Below are 22,238 nucleotides of genomic sequence, written 5' to 3'. Positions count from 1 at the left end.
AGACCTCCATGACCAGGGACCGTGTCCTGCCGACCGGCAGACGAACTGCCGTGCAGCGCAGGGAACTTCTCACGCTGGTGGCGATGTGCCTGGGCGTGATGATGACGTTCCTGCTCATCACCGCCACCATCTCGGCGCTGTCGGCGATCCAGGCCGACCTGCACGTCAGCCCGAGTGCGCTGATCTGGATTCCCAGCGCGTACACGCTGGTCGTGGCCAGTCTGGTGCTGTCGGCCGGCACGCTGGGCAACCTACTCGGCCGCAAGCGGATGTTCTGCGTCGGTGCGGTGGTCATGATCGCGGGAGGGTTGCTCGCCGCGACCGCCGACACCACCGCCGTGGTGATCGCCGCGCAGCTGATCTCCGGCCTCGGCGGCGCACTGATCCTGCCCAACAGCCTGGCCATCCTCGGTTCGACCTTCACAGACCCGCAGCGGCGGACCGAGGTGATCACCGTCTGGGCGGCGGCGTCGGGCATCGGCCTGGCCATCGGCCCGCTGCTCGCCGGTTTCCTGCTCGACCATTCCAGCTGGCACGCGGTGTTCGTGTCGGACCCCGTTCTGGGCGTGGTCACGCTGCTGCTCGCGGTCCCGTTCGCCACGGAGTCCCTGGCCCGCGGCGAACGCCTGGACGTGGCCGGTGCGCTGCTGGGCACGGTGACTATCGCGGCTCTGGTCTACGCGCTCATCCAGGGCGGCCAGGACGGATACACCGCCCCGCCCGTGATGGCCGCGTGGATCGTGACGGTGGTCGGCTCGGTGGCGTTCGTCGTCGTGGAACCACATGTCGCGGTGCCGATGCTCGACATGCGGCTGTTCGTCTCGCGCTCGTTCAGCGCCGTGATGGTCATCGCCGCGGTGTCGCTGTTCGGCTTCACCGGCGTGGCCGTCCTCACCGTGATGTTCTACAACAACGTCCAGCACCTGAACGCGCTGGACACCAGCTGGCGCATGCTGCCCCTGTTCGGCGTCTACGTCGTCACGGCGTTCCTCACCGGCAGGGTCATCCGCCGCACCGGCTTCAAGGCACCACTGACAACCGGCCTGCTGCTCGGCGCTCTTGCCGTCCTCGGTCTGACAACGGTCGGCCAGGACACGCCGTACAGCCAGGTCTGGCCGCTGTTCGTCCTGTTCGGTGCCGCCAGTGGCCTGGTCATCGCGCCCAGCACCGCCGCCGCGCTGGTCAGCGTCGCCCCCGAACGGGCGGGTATGGCCTCCGGCGCCGTCAACACCGCCCGCCAAGTGGGCTCGGTCATGGGCACCGCGCTGCTCGGCTCGCTGTTCACCGCCCGCTTCAGCGCGGACCTCCCCCACCAGCTCGCCGCACACGGCGTGCCCGTGGCCGCCCGCGCACCCATCGAGGCGGCCGTCGCCTCCGGGAGCACCGGAACCCGACCACCCGCCGGTGCAGGACGGGCGGCGATCGAGGACGCCTTCGCCTCCGGCGTGCACACCGGCCTGGCCGTCGTCGCCGCGGTGTTCTTCGCCGCGGCCGTGCTGGCCCTGACCGCCGTACACAACCGCCCCCACCAGAACGGAACGCACATGCACAGCCCTTCGACCACCCCCACCGCCTCATGAGCGCGGCGCCCGCGCCTCAGCACCGCACCTACACCTGGCACGATCCCCAGCCGACCGCCGAGGCCATCCAACGGCTGAGCGGCCTGGAGGTACTGCAGGGAATCGGCGACGGAACGCTGCCGGCCCCGCCGGCCATGGACACCCTCGCCATAGAACCCGTCGAGATCGAACCAGGCCGCGTCGTGTTCGAGCTGACCCCCACCGGCCGGCACTACAGCGCACTCGGCACCGTCCATGGCGGCGTCCTCGCGCCCCTCGCCGACAACGCGCTGGGCGCCTGCGTCTACACCAGCCTCCCCGCCGGAACCGGCTACACCACGCAGGGCATCGACGTCACCTTCCTGCGCCCGGTCACCATCGAAACCGGCCGCACCCGCTGCGAAGGCACCGCTCTCGACGTCGGCCGACGCACCGCCTACGCGACCGCCGCCATCACCGATCTCGCCGGTCGGCCGCTCGCCCGTCCACCACCACCTGCCTGATCTTCCCGGCCGCCGACCGGCAACCCGCACACACGCGTCAACACGTCGGCCGGGGCACCTCTCCGGCTTCCTGACCTGCGGCTGAACCGCGTCAAGGCACGGAACACCACCCCGATCCCATCAGCAATTCCTTCCCCCCATGGAAAAAGGGACTTCACATGGACCTCTCCACCAGCACCGCCCTCGTCACCGGAGCCAACCGCGGCCTCGGCCGCGCCCTCGCCGCAGAGCTGCTCAGCCGCGGCGCCACTGTCTACGCCGGCGCCCGCAACCCCGACCAGGTGGACCTGCCGGGCGTCACGCCGATCGCGCTCGACATCACCGACCCCGCCTCCGTCGCGGCCGCAGCCAAAGCCACGGGTGACGTGACGGTTCTGATCAACAACGCCGGCTCATCCACTGGCACCGACCTGCTCGCAGGCGACCTGGACAACATCCGCCTGGAGATGGACACCCACTTCTACGGCACCCTCTCGGTCGTCCGCGGTTTCGCGCCCCAGATAGCGGCCAACGGCGGCGGCGCCATCCTGAACATCCTTTCCGCCCTGTCCTGGTTCAGCTTCCCGGAGTCCGGCGCCTACTGCGCCGCGAAATCCGCGCAGTGGTCCCTCACCAACTCCCTGCGCCTCCAACTCGCCGACCGGGGCATCCGGGTGGCCGGACTGCACGTCGCCTACATGGACACCGACATGACCCGGGCGGTCACCGCCCCCAAGTCCGCGCCCGCCGACATCGCCCGGCTCGCCGCCGACGGCATCGCCGAGGGCGTCTACGAGATCGTCGCGGACGACGTCAGCCGCCAAGTGCAAGCCGGGCTGGCCGGAGGCGTCAGCGCCCTCTATCCCGCGCTGCCCTGACGGGCAGTCACCCAGGATTCAGCCGAGATCCACCGGCCGTCCAAAGCCGGCCGTTCACGCAACGACCGGCGCGGACGCCTGACCGCCATGGCTCACGACGTGCGCGCCGAGACGTCGCGCTACGAGACGTCCATGGAGTCCGTCCTGATCCCCGGGCGTTGAGAGGTGTACCCCGGCCATCGCAGATCACGTGGTGCTTACGGCCTGTTTTGCGCCGGTCGACCGGCGACGGGCCGGTGCCGGCTCCCCCTTTTTTTCGCGCGGCGTGGGATCCGTCCACACCGACTCTGGACCAGTCCAGTTCGTCGGCCGGGTTCGGCTTGACGAGCGGGATCCGGTGCAGCCGGTCGAAGGTCCCGGCCTTCTGCCACCGCTCAAGCCGCCGCCAGCAGGTCTGGCCCGTGGCGAAGCCCGGCTCCCGCGGCAGCAGTTGCCAGGCGATGTCGTTGTGCTGCACGTACAGAATGCCCTGCAGGCACTGCCGGTCCGGCACCGGCCGCGGGCGGGGAGCCTTCTCGGGCCAGGGCGGCAGCAGCGGCTCGATCAGCGAGCACAGGTCATCGTCCACGATCCACGGCCGAGTACTCACACCCTCCCGAACGGCTGAATCATCACACCGGTCACGGTCGACCAGGGCCGTTCAACAAGATCGTGTCACGAGCTCATAGGCGCAGGAGCCTCGTTGGTTCCTTGTCCTGCCGCACTCGCCCTCCCGCACGCCCTGGTCGAGTGGGTAACCATGCTCATCGTCACCCGTGAGGGTGACCGCCGCTGCAAGCTCCCGCCGCACCAGCGTGCGCTCGTCGGGCTGGTGTACCGGCGAACACCGCCGCGCGCACGCTCCGCACCACCAGGGCTACCTTCATGGCACCCGATGCTGCCACGCGGCCGGCGGCGCCCCACCCTCGTCCGCGCATGCGCACCACCGCCCACGAACCACCTGGTCGACCCGCCCCCTACGCGGGTCGGATACAGACCCCGTTCAGTTCCCGGACAAGGTGGCCGAATCGAGGCAACGGAAGCGTGGACGGAGCACGAGCGCACACCGGCTACCCGCCGCGCCCCCGCACCCGGCGGGGGCTCGCGTCCTCGTCCAGCGCGCCGGGTATGCCTCGGGGAGTCCCCCGCGGCCACCCCGGCCGGAAGCCGGCGCGCCGCACCCCCTGTGCCCACGGAGGCGGAACAGCATGACCGACATCAACGAACTCGAACCGGTGGCGACGTTCTGCGGCGAATGCAACTGCGACTGTCCCCAGCTCTTCGTCGACCCCGCCGCCCCGGCCGAGCAGCGGATCATCCTGACCGACGACTTCGGCCAGCGCGTCCGGATGAGCGCCGACCAGTTCTCCTCGATCGTCACCGACGCCAAGGCAGGCAAGCTGGACGGCATCACCCTGACATGACGTGACATGACGTCGGCGCCGGGCATCCCGCCTCCCCGGCACCAAGGGCGGCTATGGCGGTCTGGAGCGCAGCGTGGGCGCACGCAGGCGTGCCGTCCAGGGCCAGCAGCGTGCCCGCGCGGGACAGCGGTCCGGTTTCCGCTCAAGGAGACACGCGAAGCGACGGGCCGGGAAACGTCGAGGCTTCCCGGCCCGCAGACGGTACCGCGGTGTCAGCCGCTCTCACCCAGCCGAGCCGCCCACCGCTGCTCCACCCCGGCCAGCCTCCAGTACGCCACCGCGGCGGCCGACCCCACGACGAACAGACCGACGATCAGGTAGCCGACGTCGTCCAGGTCAAGGCCGGCGATGCAGCCGGTCAGGGCGTCGCGCATGTCGGGCTTCCCGTGCAGCACGCCCACGAGTTCGAACATGCCGATCAGGAAGGCCACGGCGGTGGACAGGCCGGTGACGGTGAGGTTGTAGAAGACCTTGCGGACCGGATTCGAGAATGCCCCCTGGTGGACGAAGTTCATGCTGAGACGCGCCCTCTGGTCCTCCTCCGCGAGCACGGAGGGACGGTGTCACCAGGAGGACTTGGTGACACCGGGCAGGAAGCCCGCGTGTGCCTGTTCCCTCATGCGGACACGGGAGAGCCCGAACTTGCGCAAGTGGCCCCGGGGACGGCCGTCGACGCTGTCACGGTTACGGACGCGGGTGGCGCTGGCGTCGCGGGGCTGCCGACGCAGTTCGGCGACCGCGGCCGCTCGATCGGCTTCCGTCGAGGAAGGGCGTCGGATGATCTCTTTGAGTTCGGCCCGCCTGGCGGCGTACCGCTCCACGACGGCCTTGCGCTTCTCGTTCTTCGCGATCTTGCTTCGCTTGGCCATCAGACCTTTCCTCCCCGGGCACGGATGCGCGCGACCGCCGCTTCCACGCCGATGGTGTCGACGATCTTGATTCCCCGGGTGCTCAGCGTCAGCCGCACATGTCGGGACTCACTGGGAAGCCAGTACCGCTTGCGCTGGATGTTGGGGTTGAAGCGGCGGGAGGTACGCCGGTGCGAGTGGGAAATGTGGTTGCCGAAGCCCGGCTGGGCGCCGGTCAGTTGGCAGTGGGCGGACATGGGGTGACCTGCCTCTCCTTGGACGGGCGACTATCGATAATGGAAATCGTTCCCATATAGTAGCGCTCATGGCTCGCAACGAACTCCGCCCGATCATCAAGCTCCGCTCCACCGCGGGGACCGGCTACACCTACGTGACCCGGAAGAACCGCCGCAACGACCCGGACCGCATGGTCCTGCGCAAGTACGACCCTGTCGTCGGCCGGCACGTCGACTTCCGTGAAGAACGCTGATCCGACCACCCACCCCTCCAGGGAGCCCGCCATGAAGCCCGGCATCCACCCCGCCTACGGCCCCGTCGTCTTCCGCGACAAGGCCGCCGACTTCGCCTTCCTGACCCGCTCGACGCTCTCCAGTGACAAGCGCATCGAGTGGGAGGACGGCAACACCTATCCCGTCGTGGACGTCGAGATCTCCTCGGCGAGCCACCCCTTCTACACCGGTACCGCCCGGGTCCTCGACACCGCGGGCCGCGTCGAGCGCTTCGAACGCCGCTACGGCCGATCCGGAGGCCGGTGATGCGCGAGGAAGGCCGACTGCCGGTCGTCATCGTCGCCGGCCTGCACACGGACGCCCGCCGGCACGTGGTCGACCGCCTCCTGCGAGCGGTGCCGGGCAGCGTCGCCCTTCACCACGAACTCGCCACCGCGGGCGAGGGAACGGTACGACGGCTCCTGCGCGACGCGTCCGGCGTGCTCGCGTCGGGCCAGACGCCGCTGGTGAACGACTGCGCCTGCTGCGCACTGCGCGAGGACCTCGTCCCGGAGCTCCAGCGGCTGGCCGACCACGGTCTGACACGGCTGGCGATCGTCGAGTTGTGGGACTCGGTCGAGCCCAAGGCCATGGCCGAGGTCGTGGCGGCGCACAGCGGCGACGACCTGACGCTCACCAACGTGATCACCGCGGTGGACCCGGCACTGGTCCTGCCGTACCTCTCCAACGGGGACGACCTGGCCGAGGCGGGACTCGCGGCGGCGGCGACGGACCAGCGCACCGTCGGCGACACCTGGGCCCGCCAGATGGAGTACGCGCCGGTGCTCGCTCTCGTGGACAGCGCGGACGCGGACGAACACGACCACGCCCTGTTGACCCAGCTGCACCCCACCGCACGCCACGTCGACGCGCTCTCAGGTGAACTCGCGCACCTGGCCTTCGCCGGCTTCGACGTGGAGGCGGCGGCCACGGCCCAGCATCCGGCCTGTGCGCTCCTGCCTCAGGAGGCCGACGAGGCAGGCGTCGCGACGCTGGTCTGGCACCGCACCCGCCCCTTCCACCCCGAACGCCTCTACCAGGCTCTGGAGGATCTGTGCTGCGCCGCCGCCCGCAGCAGGGGCCGCTTCTGGCTCGCCGACCGCCCTGACACCCTGCTCTCCTGGGACGCGGCCGGCGGCGCCCTGTGCGTCGAAGGCGCGGGCCCGTGGCTCGCCTCCCTGCCCGACGCCGCATGGGAACTGGTCCCCCCGGTACGGCGAGCGGCCGCCGCACTGGACTGGCATCCGGAGCACGGCGACCGCTGCCAGCACCTCGTCTTCACCTCACCCGGACTCGACCGCGCCGGCATCGAGCGACTCCTCGACTCCTGCCTGCTCACCGACGCCGAATACGCGGCCGGACCCGAAGGGTGGCAGCGTCTGCCGGCGGCCTTCGACTCCCTGCTCGACGCCGCGTGATCCACCGCCCCGTCCACCTGTCACCCGTCACAACCCCACCCGAGGAATCCGCATGACCCGACGTGTCAACACCCGCAAGCCGGTGAAGTCCCGCTCCAATCCCCTCGTCGCGGCCGGCATCACCTACATCGACTACAAGGACACCGATCTGCTGCGCAGGTTCATCTCCGACCGGGGGAAGATCCGCAGCCGGCGCGTCACCCACGTCACCGCTCAACAGCAGCGCCAACTCGCCGCAGCCATCAAGAACGCCCGCGAAATGGCCCTCCTGCCCTACTCCAGCAAGTGACAGAGCGCTGCGGAGGTCAGTGAACACCTGACGGACGGGCCCGCCGACGGGGCCCGTCTGGCAGGCTGATCGCCATGGGAGCGCTCAAGACAGTGAGGTCACCCGAGTTCACACAGATCACCCGGCCCCACGAGCTGGCCTCCGGCCTGAGGCAGGAGCTGGTCGACTGCTGGGTGACGGTGAGCAATGCCGGCGGAGCGGTCATCCCGCACGGCGTCACATTGCCGCCGCTGAGCCCGCGGGACGTCGAACCGGTGCTCGACCGGATCGTCGACGCACTCGACCCGCAACGGAGCCGGCTGCTCGTGGCCACCGTGGACGGCGTGTTGGCGGGATGGCTGCTCCTTCGCCGCGATCCGCACCCGCTCGTCGCGCACTGCGGCGTGGTCAACCACGTGCAGACGCACACCAGGTTCCGTCGCCAGGGCATCGGTGCCGCGCTGATGCGCCGCGTCCCCGGCGTCGCCCGTGACGGGATGGGGTTGGAACGGCTGGGGCTCACCGCGAGGTCCGGCCTGGGGCTTGAGGACTTCTACCGCGGGCTGGGCTGGGTGGAGGTCGGCCGATGGCCGGGGGCACTGCGGGTCGCCCCCGGTGACGACCGCGACGAGATCCTGATGAGCCTCGCCCTCTGACCACCGTCCGCGAACGACCCGAACGGCGTCCCGATCGGCTCCCGGACGGTGCTGATCAGTCCTTGACCGCGACCAGGACCCGGCTGTCGCCGAACTGCCGGAGGGACGTGACATGGCGGAAACCCGCCTCCCGCAGCAGTTCGGCATGCCGGGCCCCGGTCAGGTCGTCGCGGCAACGGCTCACCCGGTGTCCTGCGACGCGGCCCCCTTCCAGGCCGCGTCTCGCGCAGGCGCAGTCCGGTGAGGCCGACGACGACAGTCGAGCCCTCGTGGCCCGCGACACCGAAGGGCAGCGGTAGGCGGCCGGCCAGGTCCCAGATGACGAGGCCGGCGATGAACAGCCCTGCGATCGCCAGGTTCTGCACGACCGGCTTCCGGGCACGGCGGGAGAGCGCGATCACCGCGTCGGCCGTCTTCAGAGCGAGGACGGAGCCAGCCCGGCCCCTGGCGTGGGCGCCGCCGACGTGGCCGCCACGCTCCGGGCCCTCGCGACCCCATCCCGGCTGCGGAACCTGGCCCACCTCCAGAAGGGCCCGTGTGCGGCGACCGAACTCGCCGACGCCGTCGGCATGGAACAGTCCGCCTGCTCCTACCCGTTGCGCCTGCTGGGCAACCTCGGGCTGGTCACCGGCGAGCGCCGCGGACGCTCCGTGACCTATGCGCTGCCCGACAACCATGTCGCCGAGCTGCTCGATCAGGCGCTCGACCACGTCGAGCCTCTGCGCCTCGGCCTGCGCGACACCCCGGCCACCGCCACTTCCGAGTCGGCCGGGCTCTGACAAGCACCGACGGCGGCCGGGCGATCGGCCACACAGGAAGGGCGGGCGGCCCTCGCCTGGAGGGTCACCCGCCGCCGTCGCCATTCAGTGATCGTCTCTGTGCCGTTCCGGCCCGCGCGACCCAAGAGTCAGAGCGCGTGCGCGCCGCCCGGGATCTGCCACTCGCGCGCGGCCGACTGGGCCGCCCACATGCGGGCGTAGCGGCCGTCGGACGCCGTGAGCAGGTCGGTGTGGGTGCCGCACTGGGTGACACGGCCGTCCTCCACGACCAGGATCTGGTCGGCGCCGACCACGGTGGACAGCCGGTGCGCGATGACGACCACCGTCTTGCCGGCCACCAAGCGGTCGACCGCCTGCTGGACGACTGTCTCGGACATGCTGTCCAGCGCCGCGGTGGGCTCGTCGAGCAGCACGATCGGGGCGTCCTTCAGAAAGGCGCGGGCGATGGAGATGCGCTGGCGTTCGCCCCCCGAGAGGGCGGAACCGATCTCGCCGACACGGGTGGCGTAGCGCTCGGGCAGGGCGTCGACGAAGTCGTGGATGCCCGCCGCGCGGGCCGCGTCCTCGATGTCGGCGTCGGTGGCGTCCGGTCGGCCGAGGGCGATGTTGGCGCGGATCGTGTCGTCGAAGAGGTAGACGTCCTGGAAGACGACGGCGATGTGGCGCAGGACCTCGTCCGGTGAGAGACCGGCCATATCGACACCGCCGATGCGGACCGTGCCGTGCTGCGGATCGGCGTAGCGGCTGATGAGTCGGGTCACGGTCGTCTTGCCGGAGCCGGAGGGGCCGACCAGGGCGGTCAGACTGCGCTCGGGGATGGTGAAGTCGACGTCCTTCAGAGTGGGTTCGTGCTGCCCGTCGTAGGCGAACGTGACGTGCTCGAAGCTGATGTCGAAGGACGTGGGCGGGCGGCCGCCCTCGGCCACCGGCAGCGGGCGCACCGCGAGCACGTCGTCGATACGGGCGAGTGCCGCCTCCGACAGTTCGAAGAGCTTGGTCATGACGGCGGCCAGGCTCAGCGGCTCGGCGAAACGGGCGGCGGCGACGGTGACGGCGAGCAGGGTCGCGGGGGTGAGCCGCGCGTCGAGGACCAGGGCGGCGCCGAGGGCGACCAGGCCCACGAGGGCCAGCTGGACCAGGAGCTGGGCCCCGGCAACGGGCAGGGCGGCGGATCTGTTGGTGGCGGCCTGGGTCTCGTGCTGGCGGTCCAGTACCGGCAGCAGGCGTGGCGAGTCGGCGCCCGCCTGGCCGGTGGCCTTGAGCACCGGCAGGCCCTGGACGTACTCCACGATGCGCGCGGCCGCTTCCCCGTCGGCCTCGTCCACCTCACGGAACCCGGAGCCGGAGCGGCGCTGCACCTGGCGTACGAGGGGAATGGCGGCCAGCGTGCCCACGACGAGCACGAGACCGAGCCGCCAGTCCAGGGCGATCACGACCGCGCCGAGTACCAGCGGGACGGTGACCAGCTGGACGAACAGGGCGGCGAGCGAGGAGACGGCGGTGGCGGCCGTCGTCGCGTTGCCGCCGACGACCTGGGTGAGGTCGCCCGCGGCGCGCCGGTTCAGCTCCTGCTGCGGCATGGCCCGCAGGGCGGCGCCCAGACGGAGGCGGGTGGAGCCCGTCACCAGGTGCCAGTAGTCGTAGGTGAACGCCATCTCGCGCACGCGCAGAGCGCCTTCGGCGGCGACGAGGACGGCCAGTGCGCCGATCCACGTCCAGGCGCGGCCGGTGCGCACCGGGTCGCGGCAGAGCTCCGCGAGCAGGGGCACGAAGCAGGCGTACGCGGCGGCCTGGAGCATGGTCGCCAGCAGCGACGTGCGGAGTGTGGCGCGGAACTGCCGGGCGTACGGGCCCGCCGCGGTGAGCATCAGGCGCAGGATGCGCGTCACGGGGTGACCTCCCTGGTGCGGCCGCCGGTCATGCCCCAGGCGGCGGCCTGCTGATGGCCGGCCCAGAGGCGGGCGTAGTGGCCGCCCGCGGCGACGAGTTCGGCGTGGCGGCCGCGTTCGGCGATGCGGCCCTGGTCGAGGACGACGATCTGGTCGGCGTCGGTGACGGTGGACAGGCGGTGGGCGATGACGAGGACGGTGCGGCCCCGGGTGAGGCGGGCGACGGCCTGTTGGATGGCGGCCTCGGTCTCGGGGTCGGTGAAGGCCGTGGCCTCGTCGAGGACGACGATCGGGGCGCGGGAGAGGATCGCGCGGGCGATGGTGACGCGCTGCCGCTGACCGCCGGAGAGAAGACCGCCGCGCTCGCCGACCTGGGTGTCGTAGCCGTCGGGGAGCTCGCGCACGATGAAGTCGTGGGCGGCGGCGGCCTCGGCGGCGGCGCGGACCTCCGCGTCGGTGGCGTCGGGGCGGGCGAGCCGGATGTTCTCGGCGACGGTCCCGGTGACGAGGAACGGGTCCTGGAAGACGAGGGCGACGTGCCGCAGCAGGACATCGGTGGCGATGTCCCGGACGTCCTCACCGCCGACGCGCACCGCGCCCGAGTCGACGTCGTGGAAGCGCGGGATCAGCCGGGCCAGCGTGGACTTGCCGGAGCCGGAGGGACCGACCAGGGCGCACACGGTGCCCTCGGGGATCTCCAGGTCGATGCCGTCCAGAGCCGGGCGGCCGTCGCGGCCGGGGTGGCGGAAGGTGACCGACTCGAAGTGGACGGCGGAGCCGTGCGGTTCGCGCGGATCGTCGGGTTCCGGGAGCGGTGGCGCGTTCAGGAGTTCCGTCACGCGGACGGCGCCCGCTTTGGCGTCGTTGATGTGGTTCGTCAGGTGCATCAGGGGTGAAACCGCCTCGATGGGCATGGTGCCGATGAGGAGGGCGAGCAGCAGGTCCGTGAGGGAGATCCACCCGGCGTCGAGCATGGGCACGCCCGTGGCGGCGACGATCAGCAGGGTGGGCAGCGGCACGATGAACAGCCGGTGCAGCAGGCCCGAGGAGCGGGTGGTGGCCATCCAGGCGGCGACGGCGTCCGTGAACTCCTCGACCGCGGTGGAGAAGCGGCCGAAGGACGCCCGGCCGTCGTCGAAGGTGCGCACGACCGGCATGCCCTGGACGAACTCGACGACGGCCGCGTTCACGTTCTCGTTCGCCGTGTTGTAGCGCTCGCGCTGGGCCCCGTAGTCGCGGGCCATCAGCGAGAAGACGGCGAACGCGATGGGGATGATCAGGAGCACGGCGAGCAGCATCCGCCACTGCACCACGCCCAGCGCGATCAACGCGGCCACGGGCTGGGCAACGCCCGAGCCGAGGAACGGCAGCGCGTCGGCGACCACGTTGTGCAGGGACTTCACGTCGTCCTGGACGATCTTCTTGATCCGTCCGGCGCCGAGCCGCTGCACCTCGCCCAGCGGCATGCGCGCGAGGCTGTCGGCGAGCCGGCGGCGCAGCACGACCTCCAGCTCGTAACTCGCCTCGTGGGCGAGGTGCTCGGCGAACCAGCGCGCGCCGAAGCCGCCGAGCAGGCCGGCGAGCGCACCCAGCGTCCAGCGGGTGACGACGGCCCCCGACGGGTCGTCGGCGAGGAGTTGCCCGACGGCGTACGCCACGCAGACGAAGCCCGCGACGGCGCACACGCCGCTCAACAGACCGAGTGTCGCGGCCTGCCCGAGTTGCCGACGGACCCGCTGGGAGCTCGCCGCAAGGTCCACAACGGTACGCAGGGAACTCATGCGCTCACCTGCCGGATGAGCGCGGCCTTGTCGACCTTGCCGAGGGCGGTGCGGGGGAAGGAGCCCAACGCCTTGACCTCATCCGGGAGTTTGAAGGCGGCCAGGCCGCGTCCCGTGAGATGGGCGATCAGGTCGGCGCGGCTGGGCGGCGTGCCGCGGGGGACGACGCAGGCGCAGGAGCGCTCCCCCAGCCGCGTGTCCGGCAGCCCGACCACGGCCACGTCCAGGACGGCCGGATGGGCGAGCAGATGGTTCTCCACCTCCTCGACCGGGACCTTCTCCCCGCCGCGGTTGATGACGTCCTTGATGCGGCCCTCCACGACGAGGTGCCCGCTCGGCAGGCGCCGTACGAGATCGCCGCTGCGGTAGAAACCGTCCTCGGTGAAGGCCCTGGCGTTGTGGTCGTCGGCGCGGTAGTAGCCGCGCAGCGTGTACGGGCCGCGGACCAGCAGCTCGCCCACCTCGCCGTCCGGCGCCTCGTGGTCCTCGGCGTCGACGATGCGGAGCTCGTCGTCCTCGGACAGCGGGCGGCCCTGGGTGTCGAGGACGAGGTCGTCGCGGTCGTCGAGGCGTGTGTAGCAGAGCAGTCCCTCGGCCATGCCGAACACCTGCTGGAGGCGGCAGCCCAGCTCGGGGCCGATCCGCCGGGCGGCCTCGGCCTTGAGCCGGGAACCGCCGACCTGCAACAGCTCCAGGCTGCCGAGATCGTCATCGGCCCACTCCGCCGCCTCCAGCCACAACAGGGCGAGGGAGGGCACGAGGGCGGTGACCGTGACGCGTTCGCGGGCGATCAGCGGGAAGGCCGTGTCCGGGCTCGGATGGGGGCACATCACGACGGTGCCGCCCGCGTGGAGCGTGCCGAGCAGTCCGGGGCAGGCGAGGGGGAAGTTGTGGGCGACCGGAAGCGCCGCCAGGTAACGGGTGCCGGAGGTCAGGCCGGTCACGGCCGCGCTGGCGGCGGCGTTGTAGAGGTAGTCGTCGTGAGTGCGCGGGATGAGTTTCGGCGCGCCGGTCGTGCCGCCGGACAGGAGCAGCAGCGCCACGTCGGACGGGTCGGGCTCCGGCAGCGGGCGCGGCTCGGCGGACAGCGATGCCAGAGCGGTGAACTCCTGAGGATCGCCGGCGACCAGGACATGACGCAGGGCCGGCGCCTTCTGTCCTACGGTGCGGGCCAGCGGGCGGTGGTCGAAGCCCAGGTGTGTGTCGGGGATGACGTACGCCACCGCTTCGGACAGGGCCAGCAGGTGTCCGATCTCCGCCTCGCGGTGGGCGGGCAGCGCCATGACGGGGAGGGCGCCGAGCCGGAACAGGGCGAAGGACAGCTCCAGGAACTCCGCGATGTTCGGCAGGTGGACGAGCACGCGGTCACCGGATGCGAGGCCGAGGCCGTGCAGTCCGGCCGCCAGCCGGTCGGCGCGCTCATCGAGGTCGCGGTACGTCCAGCGTCGGTCGCCGTCGACGACGGCGATCGCTTCGGGGGTGGCCGCGGCCCGCTGCCGCAGCAGCGAGCCGAGCGTACGACCGCCCCAGTGACCGCGTTCGCGGTAGCGGTCGGCGAACTCCTTCGGCCACGGAGTGAATCCGTCCAGCATGCTCAGCCCTCCTTCGGGACGACGTAGGGGGCGACGCTGCGGAGTTTCTCGCAGGTCTCCTCGTACTCGCGGGCCGGTCGGGAGGCCCCGACGATGCCCGCGCCCGCGCGCAGCCAGGCCCGGTCGCCGCGCTGGTAGACGGCGCGCAGCACCAGGGCCGCGTCCAGGGATCCGTCGCTGCCGGCTCGGAGCACCGCGCCTGCGTAGAGTCCGCGCGGCTCCTCCTCCAGCTCGTGGATCAGCTGGTACGCGGCCTGTTTGGGGATGCCGGACGCGGTCACCGGAGGGAAGACCGCGCCGAGCGCGTCCCAGGCGCTGCGGCCCTCGGCGAGGTCGGTGGTGACGCGGGAGGCGAGGTGCTGGACGCTGCCGCGTGGTTTGACGGTGAGGAACTCGCCCACGCGGGTGCTGTGCGGGACACCTACGGAGGTCAGCTCCTCCACCGCGAGCTTCACGGAGGTGGCGTGCTCGTAGACCTCCTTGGGGTCGCGGTGGAGTTCGGCGCGCAGGGCGGCGTCCCTGTCCGGGTCGCCGGTCAGGGCGCGGGTGCCGGCGAGTGGCTGGGTGACGGCGGTGCCGTCGCCGGACACCTCGATCACGGTCTCGGGGCTGAAGCCGGCGGCCTGTGTCCCGCCCAGGTCGAGCAGGAAGGAGCGGGCGGGAGTGTTGGCGGTGCGGCCGGTCACGTAGGTGGCGGGCATGTCGACGGTGAAGGGCACGGGGACGGTGCGGGAGAGGATGACCTTGTCGAGCCTGCCGCGGCCGATCTCGGTCACGGCGTGGGTGACGTGTCCGTGGTACGGGCCGTGGGGCGCGTGGATGTCGACGGGCTTCGGGGACCGTGGTGTCGCGTACGCCGGGGCCTCGGCCAGGGTCTTGCGGAGGCGGTCGGGCAGGTCGGGGTCGACGGTACGGACCTCGACGCCGTCCTCGGTGACGGTCAACTCCGTGCCGGGCACGATGAGATGGGCCAGCAGATCCTTCTCCTGCCCGGCCCGGTTCCCGCTCGCGAGTTCGAACGACAGCCAGCCGTAGGCGTTCCAGCCGTCGACGGGGGTCTTGTCGAGGGCGGACCGGATCGGCTCCCAGGGGGTGCCCGCCCAGGCGAGTTGGTGCTGGAGTCGGGGCGCGGTGAAACGCGTACGTACGGTGTGGGCGTCGACGCGTATCTCGCCGATCGGGTTGCCCGCCACGTACCAGTGGCGGTCGTGCTCGTAGACGACGTACTCGGTGATCAGTCCGGAGCCGACGAGGTGGGCGACGGCGGCGAGGGGGTCGAACGGTCCGTCGATGTGTGTGTGGTGGTACTGCTCGGTCATGGCGCGGTCTCCTGGATGTGGTCAGCGGCTGCGCGGCGCGCGCAGCGGGGCGGCCACGAGGTCGGCGACATGGGCGACGTTCGGCTCCTCGATGCAGCTGAAGTGGTTGCCGTCGATGCCGGTGACGGGAAGGTCGCCGATGCACACGTCGCGCCAGAAGGCGAGCGTCGTGTCGTCCATTCCCGGCGCGAAGCCGGAGGCGCCGCGAGGCAGCAGGAAGCGGATGTCGCCCGCGAACGGGGGCGGGGTGAACCGGGCTGACAGGAAGCTCTGCCGGAAGACCCGGAACATCGCGGCGACCATCTCCGGCGGCATCTCCTCGCCGCTCGACTCGGTGGCCGTGCGGGCGTACGCGGCGAACCGCTCCTCGCGCGTGTGCGAGCCGAGCCTGCGGAAGAACTCCCCGGCCCGGTCGAGATCGGGATCCCCGCCGACCTCGGCGAGCGCACCGAGCGGTACCTTTCCCCCGTTGTGCTCGATGACGTGCATGAAGCCACGGACGACGGTGTCCGCGTCGATGTCGCCGAATCCGGTGCTGTCGAGCGAGATGTGCAGGTTGGGGACGAACAGGATCTCGATCATCAGGTCGTCCTCGACGTCGACCACGACCGGATGGCTGCTGATCAGGGTCAGGTCCTCGACGGTCACGCCGCGTTCGTCGAGGCGCCGGGCGACCTCGGTGGCGTACAGGCCGCCCAGGCAGTAGCCGATGAGCTGGACACGGTCGTGCCCCTCGGCGATGACCCGCTCGGCGTAGTCGTCGGCGGCGCGCTCGATGACGGTGGCCGGATCCTGGGAGAGGTAGCGCTCGGTGTCGTCGATGACGACGCCGAGGACCGGGCCGAGATCCTGCTCGACGAGGCGGGCGGCGAGCGGCCGGTAGCAGTCCATGGTTCCGAGTCCGGCGTGGAACATCACGCGCAGGGGGCCTTCGCCGGTGGCGCTGAAGGACATCAGGGCGGCGTTGCTGCCGGTGGAGGCGCGGCGGAGGGCGGGCTGGGCTCCGGTCTCGCCGCTGGTGCGCAGGAAGGCCGCGAGGTCGGCGAGCGTGGGGTGGTTGAGCAGCCGGCGCAGCAGCGTGTCGAAGGGGATGCCGGACGCCTCGGGGACCTCCTCGCGCAGGCGGCCGGCCATCCTGGCCATGATCAGGGAGTCGGCTCCGTGGTCGTAGAAGCTGTCGGTGCGGCCGACGCGTCCGCTGGGCAGCGCGTCCGCCCACAAGGCGGCGAGGCGGGATTCGAAGGCGTCGGCCGGCGCCTGTGCGCTCTGCTCGGGTGCGGTGTCGGTGAGAGTGGGCCGCCAGCCCTGGAGCGCGCGCCGGTCGACCTTGCCGTTGCCGGTCAGGGGGAGGGCGTCGACGATCTGGAGGTGCGACGGGATCATGTGGGCGGGCAGACGGTCGCGCAGGTGCGCGGCCAGGTCCGCCTCGGTGACGTACGCCCGGTCGGTCTTCATCCGCGCGGCGTACAGATGGACGCCCTGCGGAGCGAGTGCGTGAGCGTCGTCGGGCAGGCACAGGATCTGCTCCGCGCCGGCCTCGGCCAGCAGGTCGAGCCAGCGTTCGCGGTCGAGGTACGACGGGCCGCCAAGGGCCCGTTCGTCCTCCGGCTCGGTCATCATGAACGCCTGGGAGGCCAGGATCCACGGGTGTTCGCGGGTGGGTTCCGTAAGGATCAACCAGCCGCGTGGAGCGACGAGTTCCACCAGCCGGGCGAGGGATGCCCTGATGTCGCGGGCGTTCTCCAGCACTCCGGCTGCGAGTACGACGTCGTAGGCGTTCGGGGCGAGCCCCTGGGCTCGGTGGTCGCTGTCGACGTCGAAGAGGCCGAAGCGTGTCTCCGGGCGGTCACGGTCGCCGAAGCGCCGCCTGGCCTCGGGCAGGAAGAAGCCCGCCACATCGGTGAAGTGGTAGGTGCCGTACCGATCCGCCAGCGCCGCCAGGGCGTCCTCGGTCGTGCCTCCGGTGCCGGCGCCGGCTTCGAGGACGCGCAGCGGGCTGTCGGCAGGATGCTCGGCGGCGATGTGCTCGAGGACGCCGGCGACGGCCCGGTTCATATAACGGGCGGTGGCGTTGCGGCGGTAGAGCGCGTGCGCGGTGTCGAAGTCCCCCTCTGGGAAGAGGAGTTCGACCGGGTCCTGGCGGCCGGTCAGCAGTTGCGGCAGTCGGTCGGCGTGGTTCTTCACGTACGTCAGGAAGTCACGGGAGGCGATGTCGTCGCTCCAGGCCGCCTCGGCTTCCTTCCACAGCGCGTTCACGGTGCGGTCGTCGACCTGGCCGGTGCCCCGCTCGTCGAGGACGGCGAGCCAGCGCCGCACGAGCCAGTGGTGGCGCTGCTCGATCCCCGCGTCCCGCACCTCCCTGTCGCCGGCGGCCGGGAACAGGCCCAACTCCCCCAACGTGCGCGCCATGGACGCCAGCACGGCCGTGTCGAAGGCGTCGACGTGGGCGGACACGCGGTCGCGGCCGACTCCGGGGACGGCGGCGTCGGCGGCCACCCGCACCGCGGGTGCCAGGGTGGCGGCCCCTTCGGCGGACCGCTCGGCGGGCGCGGCCTCGACGGCCCCGAGGAGCGCCCGTTCCTCGCCCGTACCGTCGACGACGACGGCCGCTGCGGACACGGCCGGGTGCTCCAGCAGCGCGGCCTCGATCTCGCCGAGCTCGATGCGGTGCCCACGCACCTTGACCTGGGTGTCTTCGCGGCCGAGGAACTCGATCTCGCCGCCGGGCAGATAGCGGCCCAGGTCGCCGGTGCGGTACAGGCGCTGACCATCGCGGGGATGGGTGACGAACCGGTGGGCGGTGGTCTCCGGGTCTCCCAGGTAGCCCTGGGCCAGCCCGTGCCCGCTGATGTACAGCTCGCCGGCCACCCAGACCGGGCAGTCGCGCAGCTCCGCGTCCAGCACCCGGAATCCCTGGTTGGCGAGGGGCAAGCCGTACGGGACGCTGCTGCTGCCCTCGTAACTGCCCTTGCAGCGGTGGTAGTTGGACCAGATGGCCGCCTCGGTGGCGCCGCCGAGCGCGACGACGTCCAGGTCCGGCAGGCGGCCGGCCAGTGTGCCGGGCAGGGTGACGGGGATCCAGTCGCCGGACAGCAGGGCCAGGCGCAGTGCGGACAGGTCGAGATCCGGCTCGGTCTCCAGGTAGGTCGCGAGCATCTGCATCAGGGCCGGTACGGAGTTCCAGACGGTGATGCCGTGTGCGGCGATCAGGTCGGCCCAGTGGGAGGGGTCGGTGCGCCGCTGCGGGTCGGGCAGCACGAGGGCGCCGCCGGCCGACAGCGGGCCGAAGATGTCGTACACGGACAGGTCGAAGCCGAGACCCGCCAGGCCCAGGACTCGGTCGTCCGCGGTGATGCCGAAGCGGCGGTTGATGTCCGTGATCGTGTTGAGCGCGGCCCGGTGGCTGATCACGACGCCCTTGGGGCGGCCGGTGGAGCCCGAGGTGTAGATGACGTACGCGGGTGCGTCGGGGTCGCCGTCGGACGGGGTTTCGGCTGCCTTCCGCGCCGGAGCGAGCGTGTCCACGGCGACGGCCCGGCAGCCCTCGGGCCAGTCGGCGTCCAGCCACGACTGGGTGAGGATGTGCCGGACGTCCGCGTCGGCGAGCAGGGCGGCACGGCGCAGCGCCGGCTGCGCGGTGTCGACCGGAAGGTAGACACCACCGGCGAGCAGGGTGCCCAGGACCGCGACGACCTGCTCGGGTCCCTTGTCCATGACGATCGCGACCCGCTCACCCGGGGCGCAGCCCGCGTCCCTGAGTCGCTCGGCCACGGTCGTGGCGCGGGTGGCGAGTTCGCGGTAACTCAGCACCGAGGTGGAGCCGATCACGGCCGGCCGGTCAGGGGTGCGGGCGGCCTGGTCGAGGACGCGGTGGTGGAGGAGGCCGTCGGGCAGGTCGGTGGAGGTGTCGTTGGCACGGCGGCGTTCCTCTGCCTGCCACGCCGGCAGCGCCACGACGTCAGCGGTGTCCCAGAGTCCGTCGCAGTCGGCGAGGCCGCGTATCAGCGTGTCGAAGGCGTCGAACATGTCGTCCACGAGACCGTCGGGGAAGACCCCGTCGCGGACGTCCCAGTTGACCTGAAGGCCCTCCGCGTCGTCCATGGCCTGGCAGTCGATGAACACCTGCGGGGTCTGGGTGATGCCGAAGCCGTCCAGACGGCCCTCGGCCCGCTTGCCGGTGCCGGCGTCGCCGAGCCCGATGGCGCTGGTGAACACGACCGGCATGAGGGCGGCGTCCCGGCCACGCCTTCGGGCGAGCTCGCGCAGCACCTCGACGCCGGAGTACAGGCGGTGGTCGAGGTCGTCGAAGAGCTGACCGGCGAGGGTGCGCGTCCGCTCGGCGAAGGGCGCGCCGTTCGCCGCCTCGACGGCGAGGAGGTTGACGGTGGTGAAGTCGCCGACGACGCGGTCGATCTGCTCGTGCAGCGGCAGCCTGTTGAGCACCGTCAGGTTGAGGCAGAAGCGCGGACTGCGGCTCCAGCGGCCGATCACCGCGGCGTAGGCGGCGAGGACGACGGAGGACGGGGTCAGGCCCCGGCGCGTGGCCCGGTCCTTCAGACGCTCCCAGGCGGCCGAGTCCAACTTCAGGTAGCGACGGCGAAAGCGGGGCTGCTGGCGTGCTCCGGCTTCGGCGAGCGGCAGGTCGGGGGCGGGCGGGAGCGTGTCGAGCCGCGCCGACCAGTAGTCCTTGTCGCGCTGGTGGGCCGGGGACTCGCGCAGGCCGCGTTCGGCGAGCAGGTAGTCCCGGAACTGCACGTCGAGAGGCGGGAGTTGGGCGGCGGGGTCGGCATGCAGGGTCTCGAACTCGGCGAGCAGGAGCCAGATGCTGGCCCAGTCGGCGATCAGGAAGTCCATCGACAGGTGCAGGACGGCCCGGGCGTCGGTGCGGGTGACGCGCAGGTCGAACAAGGGCCAGCGGGTGCTGTCGTACACGCGATGGCCCATCTCCTCGCGTGCCCGCAGCAACGCGGCCTCCGCGTCCGCTGCTCCCCGCGCGTCGGTGACGGCCACCGTGAGCCGCGGCACGGTCGGCAGGATCTGCTGGTGACCCGCGGGGTCGATGACGGCGCGCAGCATGTCGTGGCGTTGGACGAGCCGGTTCCAGGCGTCCTCGGTGCGGGTCGGGTCCAGGTCGGGGTAGGTGACTTCGAGGTAGACGTGGCAGGCGACGCCGCCGTATTCGAAGACCTCGTTGCGGCCCAGCAGATAGGCGGCCTGCACGTCGGTCAGCGGGAACGGCTCGTGGCGGGCCCCCGGGTCGGGTGTGAGCGCGGCGGGCCGGGCCTCGGCCCGCAGACACTCCAGTACGGCGGCCTTGTGGTCCTTGAGCGCCTGAAGCTGCCCGGCGCTCAGGGTCCCCTTCGGGGCGCGGTAGCGCAGGGTGCCGTCTTCGTCCCACAGCTGTACGCCCGCCTGCCGCAGGTGTGCGATCAGCGCGGCCGGGGTGGATGCGATGGTCATCGGTCGGTCTCCTTGGCCCCGGCCGCGAGCGGCGGGATGTTGGCGTTGAAGCGGAAGAGGTTGTCCGGGTCCCAGACGGCCTTCAGGCCGGCCAGCCGCGCGTAGGTGGCGTCTCCGTACGCGGCGCGCACCCACCGGGCCTCCGGGTCGGGCAGCAGGTTGACGTAAGGGCCCTCGGCGACGTCCTGGAGTGCCTGCCAGCCGGTGCGGGCCGGCTCCAGGTGCTCGCCGTCGTCGGCGGCGCCGTACCACTGGGCGCAGATCTCCACGAACCACTGGGCGCCGCGGTGCGTGAACGCGGTCGGTCCTGCCGGAGCCCGGGAGATGGCGCCCCCGAGCGCCCCCAGCACGACGGAGAAGTTCGGTCCGGCGGACTCCCAGTGGTCGAGGATCCCGTCGAGCGTGGCGTCGGTCAGTTCGGTGAGGAGCTCGCCGCGGTTGTAGACGTGCTGACGGGCGAAATCGGGCGGGGACGGCAGGAGCCGCTGGTAGGCGGTGTACGGCAGCTCGGTGACGCCGTCGGCGATCGGGCGGGCGGCGCCGTACCGCAGGGGTGCCAGCACCTCGTCGGCCTGCTCGGGAGGCCCGAACCAGCTCGGGATGAGAACGGCGCACCGCTCGAAGTGCAGGTGCTCGGGCACGAACGGCAGCGGCGGCGCGGTCCAGACGACGGCGACGAGTGAGGCCGCGTCGGGTGCCGTGGCCAGCCAGTCCCGGGCCGTGCGCAGGGCTGTGCGCGTCTGGGAGGCGGGATGGACGAGAGCTCCGGCGACGACGCCCCTGACAGGGTGCAGCCGGAAGCCGAAACGGGTGACGACCCCGAAGTTGCCGCCGCCTCCGCGCAGCGCCCAGAACAGCTCCGGGTGATGTTCGGCGTCCGCCCTGAGGTGTCTTCCGTCGGCGGTCACCAGCTCGAAGAAGGTGACGTTGTCGCTGGTGAGCCCGTACTGGCGGGACAGGTCGCCGACGCCGCCGCCGAGGGTGTGGCCGGCGATGCCGACGTCGGTGTTGCGCGGGCCGGGCACCGCGAGCCCGAACTCCTGGGTGGCGGCGTCGAATTCGCCCCACGTCAGGCCGGGCTCCGCGACCGCGGTACGGGACAGGGGATCGACGTCGAGGCGCTTCATCGCCCCGAGGTCGAGGACGATGCCGTCGTCGCAGGTGCCCCAGCCGGCCACGTTGGCTCCGCCGCCGCGGACGGCGACCGGCAGAGCCAGGGTGCGTGCGTGGGCGAGGACGGCGATCACGTCGTCGACGTCGGTGCAGCGGGCGATCAGGGCGGGCCGGCGGTCGACGCGGGCGTTGCGGACACGGCGGGCGCGGTCGTAGCCGGGGGCGCCCGGCGTGAGGATCCGGCCGCGGAATCCCGGAAGGGTCACGGCAGCAGTGGTCACCGG

At 71.7% G+C, this 22,238-nt stretch carries 20 protein-coding genes and 2 pseudogenes; 11 read left to right on the top strand and 11 right to left on the bottom strand.

Annotation, left to right across the window (positions count from 1 at the left end):
* Positions 1-8: 8 nt before the first annotated feature.
* The 3 genes from ACIOC0_RS01760 (at position 9) to ACIOC0_RS01750 (ending at position 2,919) form a co-directional block, all read left to right on the top strand.
* Positions 9-1,580, top strand: a complete 1,572-nt coding sequence (locus ACIOC0_RS01760) for an MFS transporter (protein ID WP_402151058.1) — start codon at positions 9-11, stop codon at positions 1,578-1,580.
* The gene (locus tag ACIOC0_RS01755; RefSeq protein ID WP_402151055.1) at positions 1,577-2,062 is read left to right on the top strand and encodes a PaaI family thioesterase; all 486 of its coding nucleotides are present in this window, start codon (positions 1,577-1,579) and stop codon (positions 2,060-2,062) included. The genes ACIOC0_RS01760 and ACIOC0_RS01755 overlap by 4 nt, the downstream gene beginning before the upstream one ends.
* Positions 2,063-2,220: 158 nt before the next feature.
* Positions 2,221-2,919, top strand: a complete 699-nt coding sequence (locus tag ACIOC0_RS01750) for an SDR family oxidoreductase (RefSeq protein WP_402151052.1) — start codon at positions 2,221-2,223, stop codon at positions 2,917-2,919.
* 7 nt (positions 2,920-2,926) lie between these two features.
* On the opposite strand, the gene ACIOC0_RS01745 is transcribed toward ACIOC0_RS01750, so the two are convergent.
* Positions 2,927-3,487 (bottom strand): transposase, encoded by a 561-nt coding sequence (locus tag ACIOC0_RS01745; protein WP_402151049.1) that lies wholly within the window; start codon positions 3,485-3,487, stop codon positions 2,927-2,929.
* 114 nt (positions 3,488-3,601) lie between these two features.
* On the opposite strand from ACIOC0_RS01745, the pseudogene ACIOC0_RS01740 reads away from it, so the two are divergent.
* Both ACIOC0_RS01740 and ACIOC0_RS01735 read left to right on the top strand, forming a co-directional pair.
* Positions 3,602-3,742, top strand: a pseudogene (locus tag ACIOC0_RS01740) (IS5/IS1182 family transposase); the annotation flags it as partial.
* Positions 3,743-4,106: 364 nt separating this feature from the next.
* Positions 4,107-4,322: a hypothetical protein gene (locus tag ACIOC0_RS01735; RefSeq protein ID WP_402151046.1), complete on the top strand. Its 216-nt coding sequence runs from the start codon at positions 4,107-4,109 to the stop codon at positions 4,320-4,322.
* A gap of 212 nt (positions 4,323-4,534) precedes the next feature.
* Here ACIOC0_RS01735 and ACIOC0_RS01730 read toward each other — a convergent pair.
* The 3 genes and pseudogenes from ACIOC0_RS01730 to rpmB form a co-directional block, all read right to left on the bottom strand.
* Positions 4,535-4,837: pseudogene (locus tag ACIOC0_RS01730) on the bottom strand (HoxN/HupN/NixA family nickel/cobalt transporter); the annotation flags it as partial.
* A gap of 48 nt (positions 4,838-4,885) precedes the next feature.
* On the bottom strand, positions 4,886-5,191 hold the full coding sequence (rpsN, locus tag ACIOC0_RS01725; protein ID WP_402151043.1) for a 30S ribosomal protein S14: 306 nt from the start codon (positions 5,189-5,191) through the stop codon (positions 4,886-4,888).
* Entirely contained in the window at positions 5,191-5,427 is a 237-nt protein-coding gene (rpmB, locus tag ACIOC0_RS01720; RefSeq protein WP_402151040.1) for a 50S ribosomal protein L28, read from the bottom strand. Before rpmB ends, rpsN begins: the two co-directional genes overlap by 1 nt.
* Before the next feature lie 68 nt (positions 5,428-5,495).
* Here rpmB and rpmG point away from each other — a divergent pair, with 68 nt between their 5' ends.
* The 5 genes from rpmG (at position 5,496) to ACIOC0_RS01695 (ending at position 8,021) form a co-directional block, all read left to right on the top strand.
* Complete coding sequence (gene rpmG / locus ACIOC0_RS01715; RefSeq protein WP_009716346.1) at positions 5,496-5,660, top strand: 50S ribosomal protein L33; 165 nt, start codon at positions 5,496-5,498, stop codon at positions 5,658-5,660.
* 31 nt (positions 5,661-5,691) lie between these two features.
* Positions 5,692-5,946, top strand: a complete 255-nt coding sequence (locus ACIOC0_RS01710) for a type B 50S ribosomal protein L31 (RefSeq protein WP_221753950.1) — start codon at positions 5,692-5,694, stop codon at positions 5,944-5,946.
* Positions 5,946-7,097: a CobW family GTP-binding protein gene (locus ACIOC0_RS01705; RefSeq protein ID WP_402151036.1), complete on the top strand. Its 1,152-nt coding sequence runs from the start codon at positions 5,946-5,948 to the stop codon at positions 7,095-7,097. The genes ACIOC0_RS01710 and ACIOC0_RS01705 overlap by 1 nt, the downstream gene beginning before the upstream one ends.
* 52 nt (positions 7,098-7,149) lie before the next feature.
* Positions 7,150-7,386 (top strand): 30S ribosomal protein S18, encoded by a 237-nt coding sequence (gene rpsR / locus ACIOC0_RS01700; protein ID WP_402151033.1) that lies wholly within the window; start codon positions 7,150-7,152, stop codon positions 7,384-7,386.
* A 74-nt stretch (positions 7,387-7,460) separates the two neighbouring features.
* A complete protein-coding gene (locus tag ACIOC0_RS01695) occupies positions 7,461-8,021 on the top strand; it encodes a GNAT family N-acetyltransferase (RefSeq protein WP_221753953.1) in 561 nt (186 codons plus the stop codon).
* Positions 8,022-8,076: 55 nt separating this feature from the next.
* On the opposite strand, the gene ACIOC0_RS01690 is transcribed toward ACIOC0_RS01695, so the two are convergent.
* The gene (locus ACIOC0_RS01690; protein ID WP_402151030.1) at positions 8,077-8,205 is read right to left on the bottom strand and encodes a hypothetical protein; all 129 of its coding nucleotides are present in this window, start codon (positions 8,203-8,205) and stop codon (positions 8,077-8,079) included.
* Positions 8,206-8,470: 265 nt separating this feature from the next.
* On the opposite strand from ACIOC0_RS01690, the gene ACIOC0_RS01685 reads away from it, so the two are divergent.
* Complete coding sequence (locus ACIOC0_RS01685) at positions 8,471-8,800, top strand: ArsR/SmtB family transcription factor (protein ID WP_402151027.1); 330 nt, start codon at positions 8,471-8,473, stop codon at positions 8,798-8,800.
* Between the two features lie 128 nt (positions 8,801-8,928).
* On the opposite strand, the gene ACIOC0_RS01680 is transcribed toward ACIOC0_RS01685, so the two are convergent.
* From ACIOC0_RS01680 to ACIOC0_RS01655, 6 genes are read right to left on the bottom strand one after another with little or no spacing between them, the layout of a single operon-like run.
* Complete coding sequence (locus ACIOC0_RS01680) at positions 8,929-10,689, bottom strand: ABC transporter ATP-binding protein (RefSeq protein WP_402151024.1); 1,761 nt, start codon at positions 10,687-10,689, stop codon at positions 8,929-8,931.
* Entirely contained in the window at positions 10,686-12,470 is a 1,785-nt protein-coding gene (locus tag ACIOC0_RS01675) for an ABC transporter ATP-binding protein (protein WP_402151022.1), read from the bottom strand. The genes ACIOC0_RS01680 and ACIOC0_RS01675 overlap by 4 nt, the downstream gene beginning before the upstream one ends.
* On the bottom strand, positions 12,467-14,062 hold the full coding sequence (locus tag ACIOC0_RS01670; RefSeq protein WP_402151019.1) for a (2,3-dihydroxybenzoyl)adenylate synthase: 1,596 nt from the start codon (positions 14,060-14,062) through the stop codon (positions 12,467-12,469). The genes ACIOC0_RS01675 and ACIOC0_RS01670 overlap by 4 nt, the downstream gene beginning before the upstream one ends.
* Before the next feature lie 2 nt (positions 14,063-14,064).
* The gene (locus tag ACIOC0_RS01665) at positions 14,065-15,381 is read right to left on the bottom strand and encodes a salicylate synthase (protein WP_402151016.1); all 1,317 of its coding nucleotides are present in this window, start codon (positions 15,379-15,381) and stop codon (positions 14,065-14,067) included.
* Positions 15,382-15,402: 21 nt separating this feature from the next.
* On the bottom strand, positions 15,403-20,841 hold the full coding sequence (locus ACIOC0_RS01660) for an amino acid adenylation domain-containing protein (protein ID WP_402151014.1): 5,439 nt from the start codon (positions 20,839-20,841) through the stop codon (positions 15,403-15,405).
* On the bottom strand, positions 20,838-22,235 hold the full coding sequence (locus ACIOC0_RS01655; RefSeq protein WP_402151011.1) for an FAD-binding oxidoreductase: 1,398 nt from the start codon (positions 22,233-22,235) through the stop codon (positions 20,838-20,840). The genes ACIOC0_RS01660 and ACIOC0_RS01655 overlap by 4 nt, the downstream gene beginning before the upstream one ends.
* Positions 22,236-22,238 lie beyond the last annotated feature (3 nt).

The sequence above is a fragment of the Streptomyces sp. NPDC088254 genome (assembly GCF_044740925.1).
Taxonomy (GTDB): Bacteria; Actinomycetota; Actinomycetes; order Streptomycetales; family Streptomycetaceae; genus Streptomyces.
This window is presented reverse-complemented; position numbering and strand designations above follow the sequence as displayed.

Bases quoted from the DNA above. Each gene is read 5' to 3' on its own strand.
- ACIOC0_RS01670 (WP_402151019.1), bottom strand. From the start codon at position 14,062: ATGCTGGACGGATTCACTCCGTGGCCGAAGGAGTTCGCCGACCGCTAC.
- ACIOC0_RS01755 (WP_402151055.1), top strand. From the start codon at position 1,577: ATGAGCGCGGCGCCCGCGCCTCAGCACCGCACCTACACCTGGCACGAT.
- rpmG (WP_009716346.1), top strand. From the start codon at position 5,496: ATGGCTCGCAACGAACTCCGCCCGATCATCAAGCTCCGCTCCACCGCG.
- ACIOC0_RS01665 (WP_402151016.1), bottom strand. From the start codon at position 15,381: ATGACCGAGCAGTACCACCACACACACATCGACGGACCGTTCGACCCC.
- ACIOC0_RS01750 (WP_402151052.1), top strand. From the start codon at position 2,221: ATGGACCTCTCCACCAGCACCGCCCTCGTCACCGGAGCCAACCGCGGC.
- ACIOC0_RS01760 (WP_402151058.1), top strand. From the start codon at position 9: ATGACCAGGGACCGTGTCCTGCCGACCGGCAGACGAACTGCCGTGCAG.
- ACIOC0_RS01705 (WP_402151036.1), top strand. From the start codon at position 5,946: ATGCGCGAGGAAGGCCGACTGCCGGTCGTCATCGTCGCCGGCCTGCAC.
- rpsR (WP_402151033.1), top strand. From the start codon at position 7,150: ATGACCCGACGTGTCAACACCCGCAAGCCGGTGAAGTCCCGCTCCAAT.
- rpmB (WP_402151040.1), bottom strand. From the start codon at position 5,427: ATGTCCGCCCACTGCCAACTGACCGGCGCCCAGCCGGGCTTCGGCAAC.
- ACIOC0_RS01660 (WP_402151014.1), bottom strand. From the start codon at position 20,841: ATGACCATCGCATCCACCCCGGCCGCGCTGATCGCACACCTGCGGCAG.
- ACIOC0_RS01735 (WP_402151046.1), top strand. From the start codon at position 4,107: ATGACCGACATCAACGAACTCGAACCGGTGGCGACGTTCTGCGGCGAA.
- rpsN (WP_402151043.1), bottom strand. From the start codon at position 5,191: ATGGCCAAGCGAAGCAAGATCGCGAAGAACGAGAAGCGCAAGGCCGTC.
- ACIOC0_RS01695 (WP_221753953.1), top strand. From the start codon at position 7,461: ATGGGAGCGCTCAAGACAGTGAGGTCACCCGAGTTCACACAGATCACC.
- ACIOC0_RS01675 (WP_402151022.1), bottom strand. From the start codon at position 12,470: ATGAGTTCCCTGCGTACCGTTGTGGACCTTGCGGCGAGCTCCCAGCGG.
- ACIOC0_RS01710 (WP_221753950.1), top strand. From the start codon at position 5,692: ATGAAGCCCGGCATCCACCCCGCCTACGGCCCCGTCGTCTTCCGCGAC.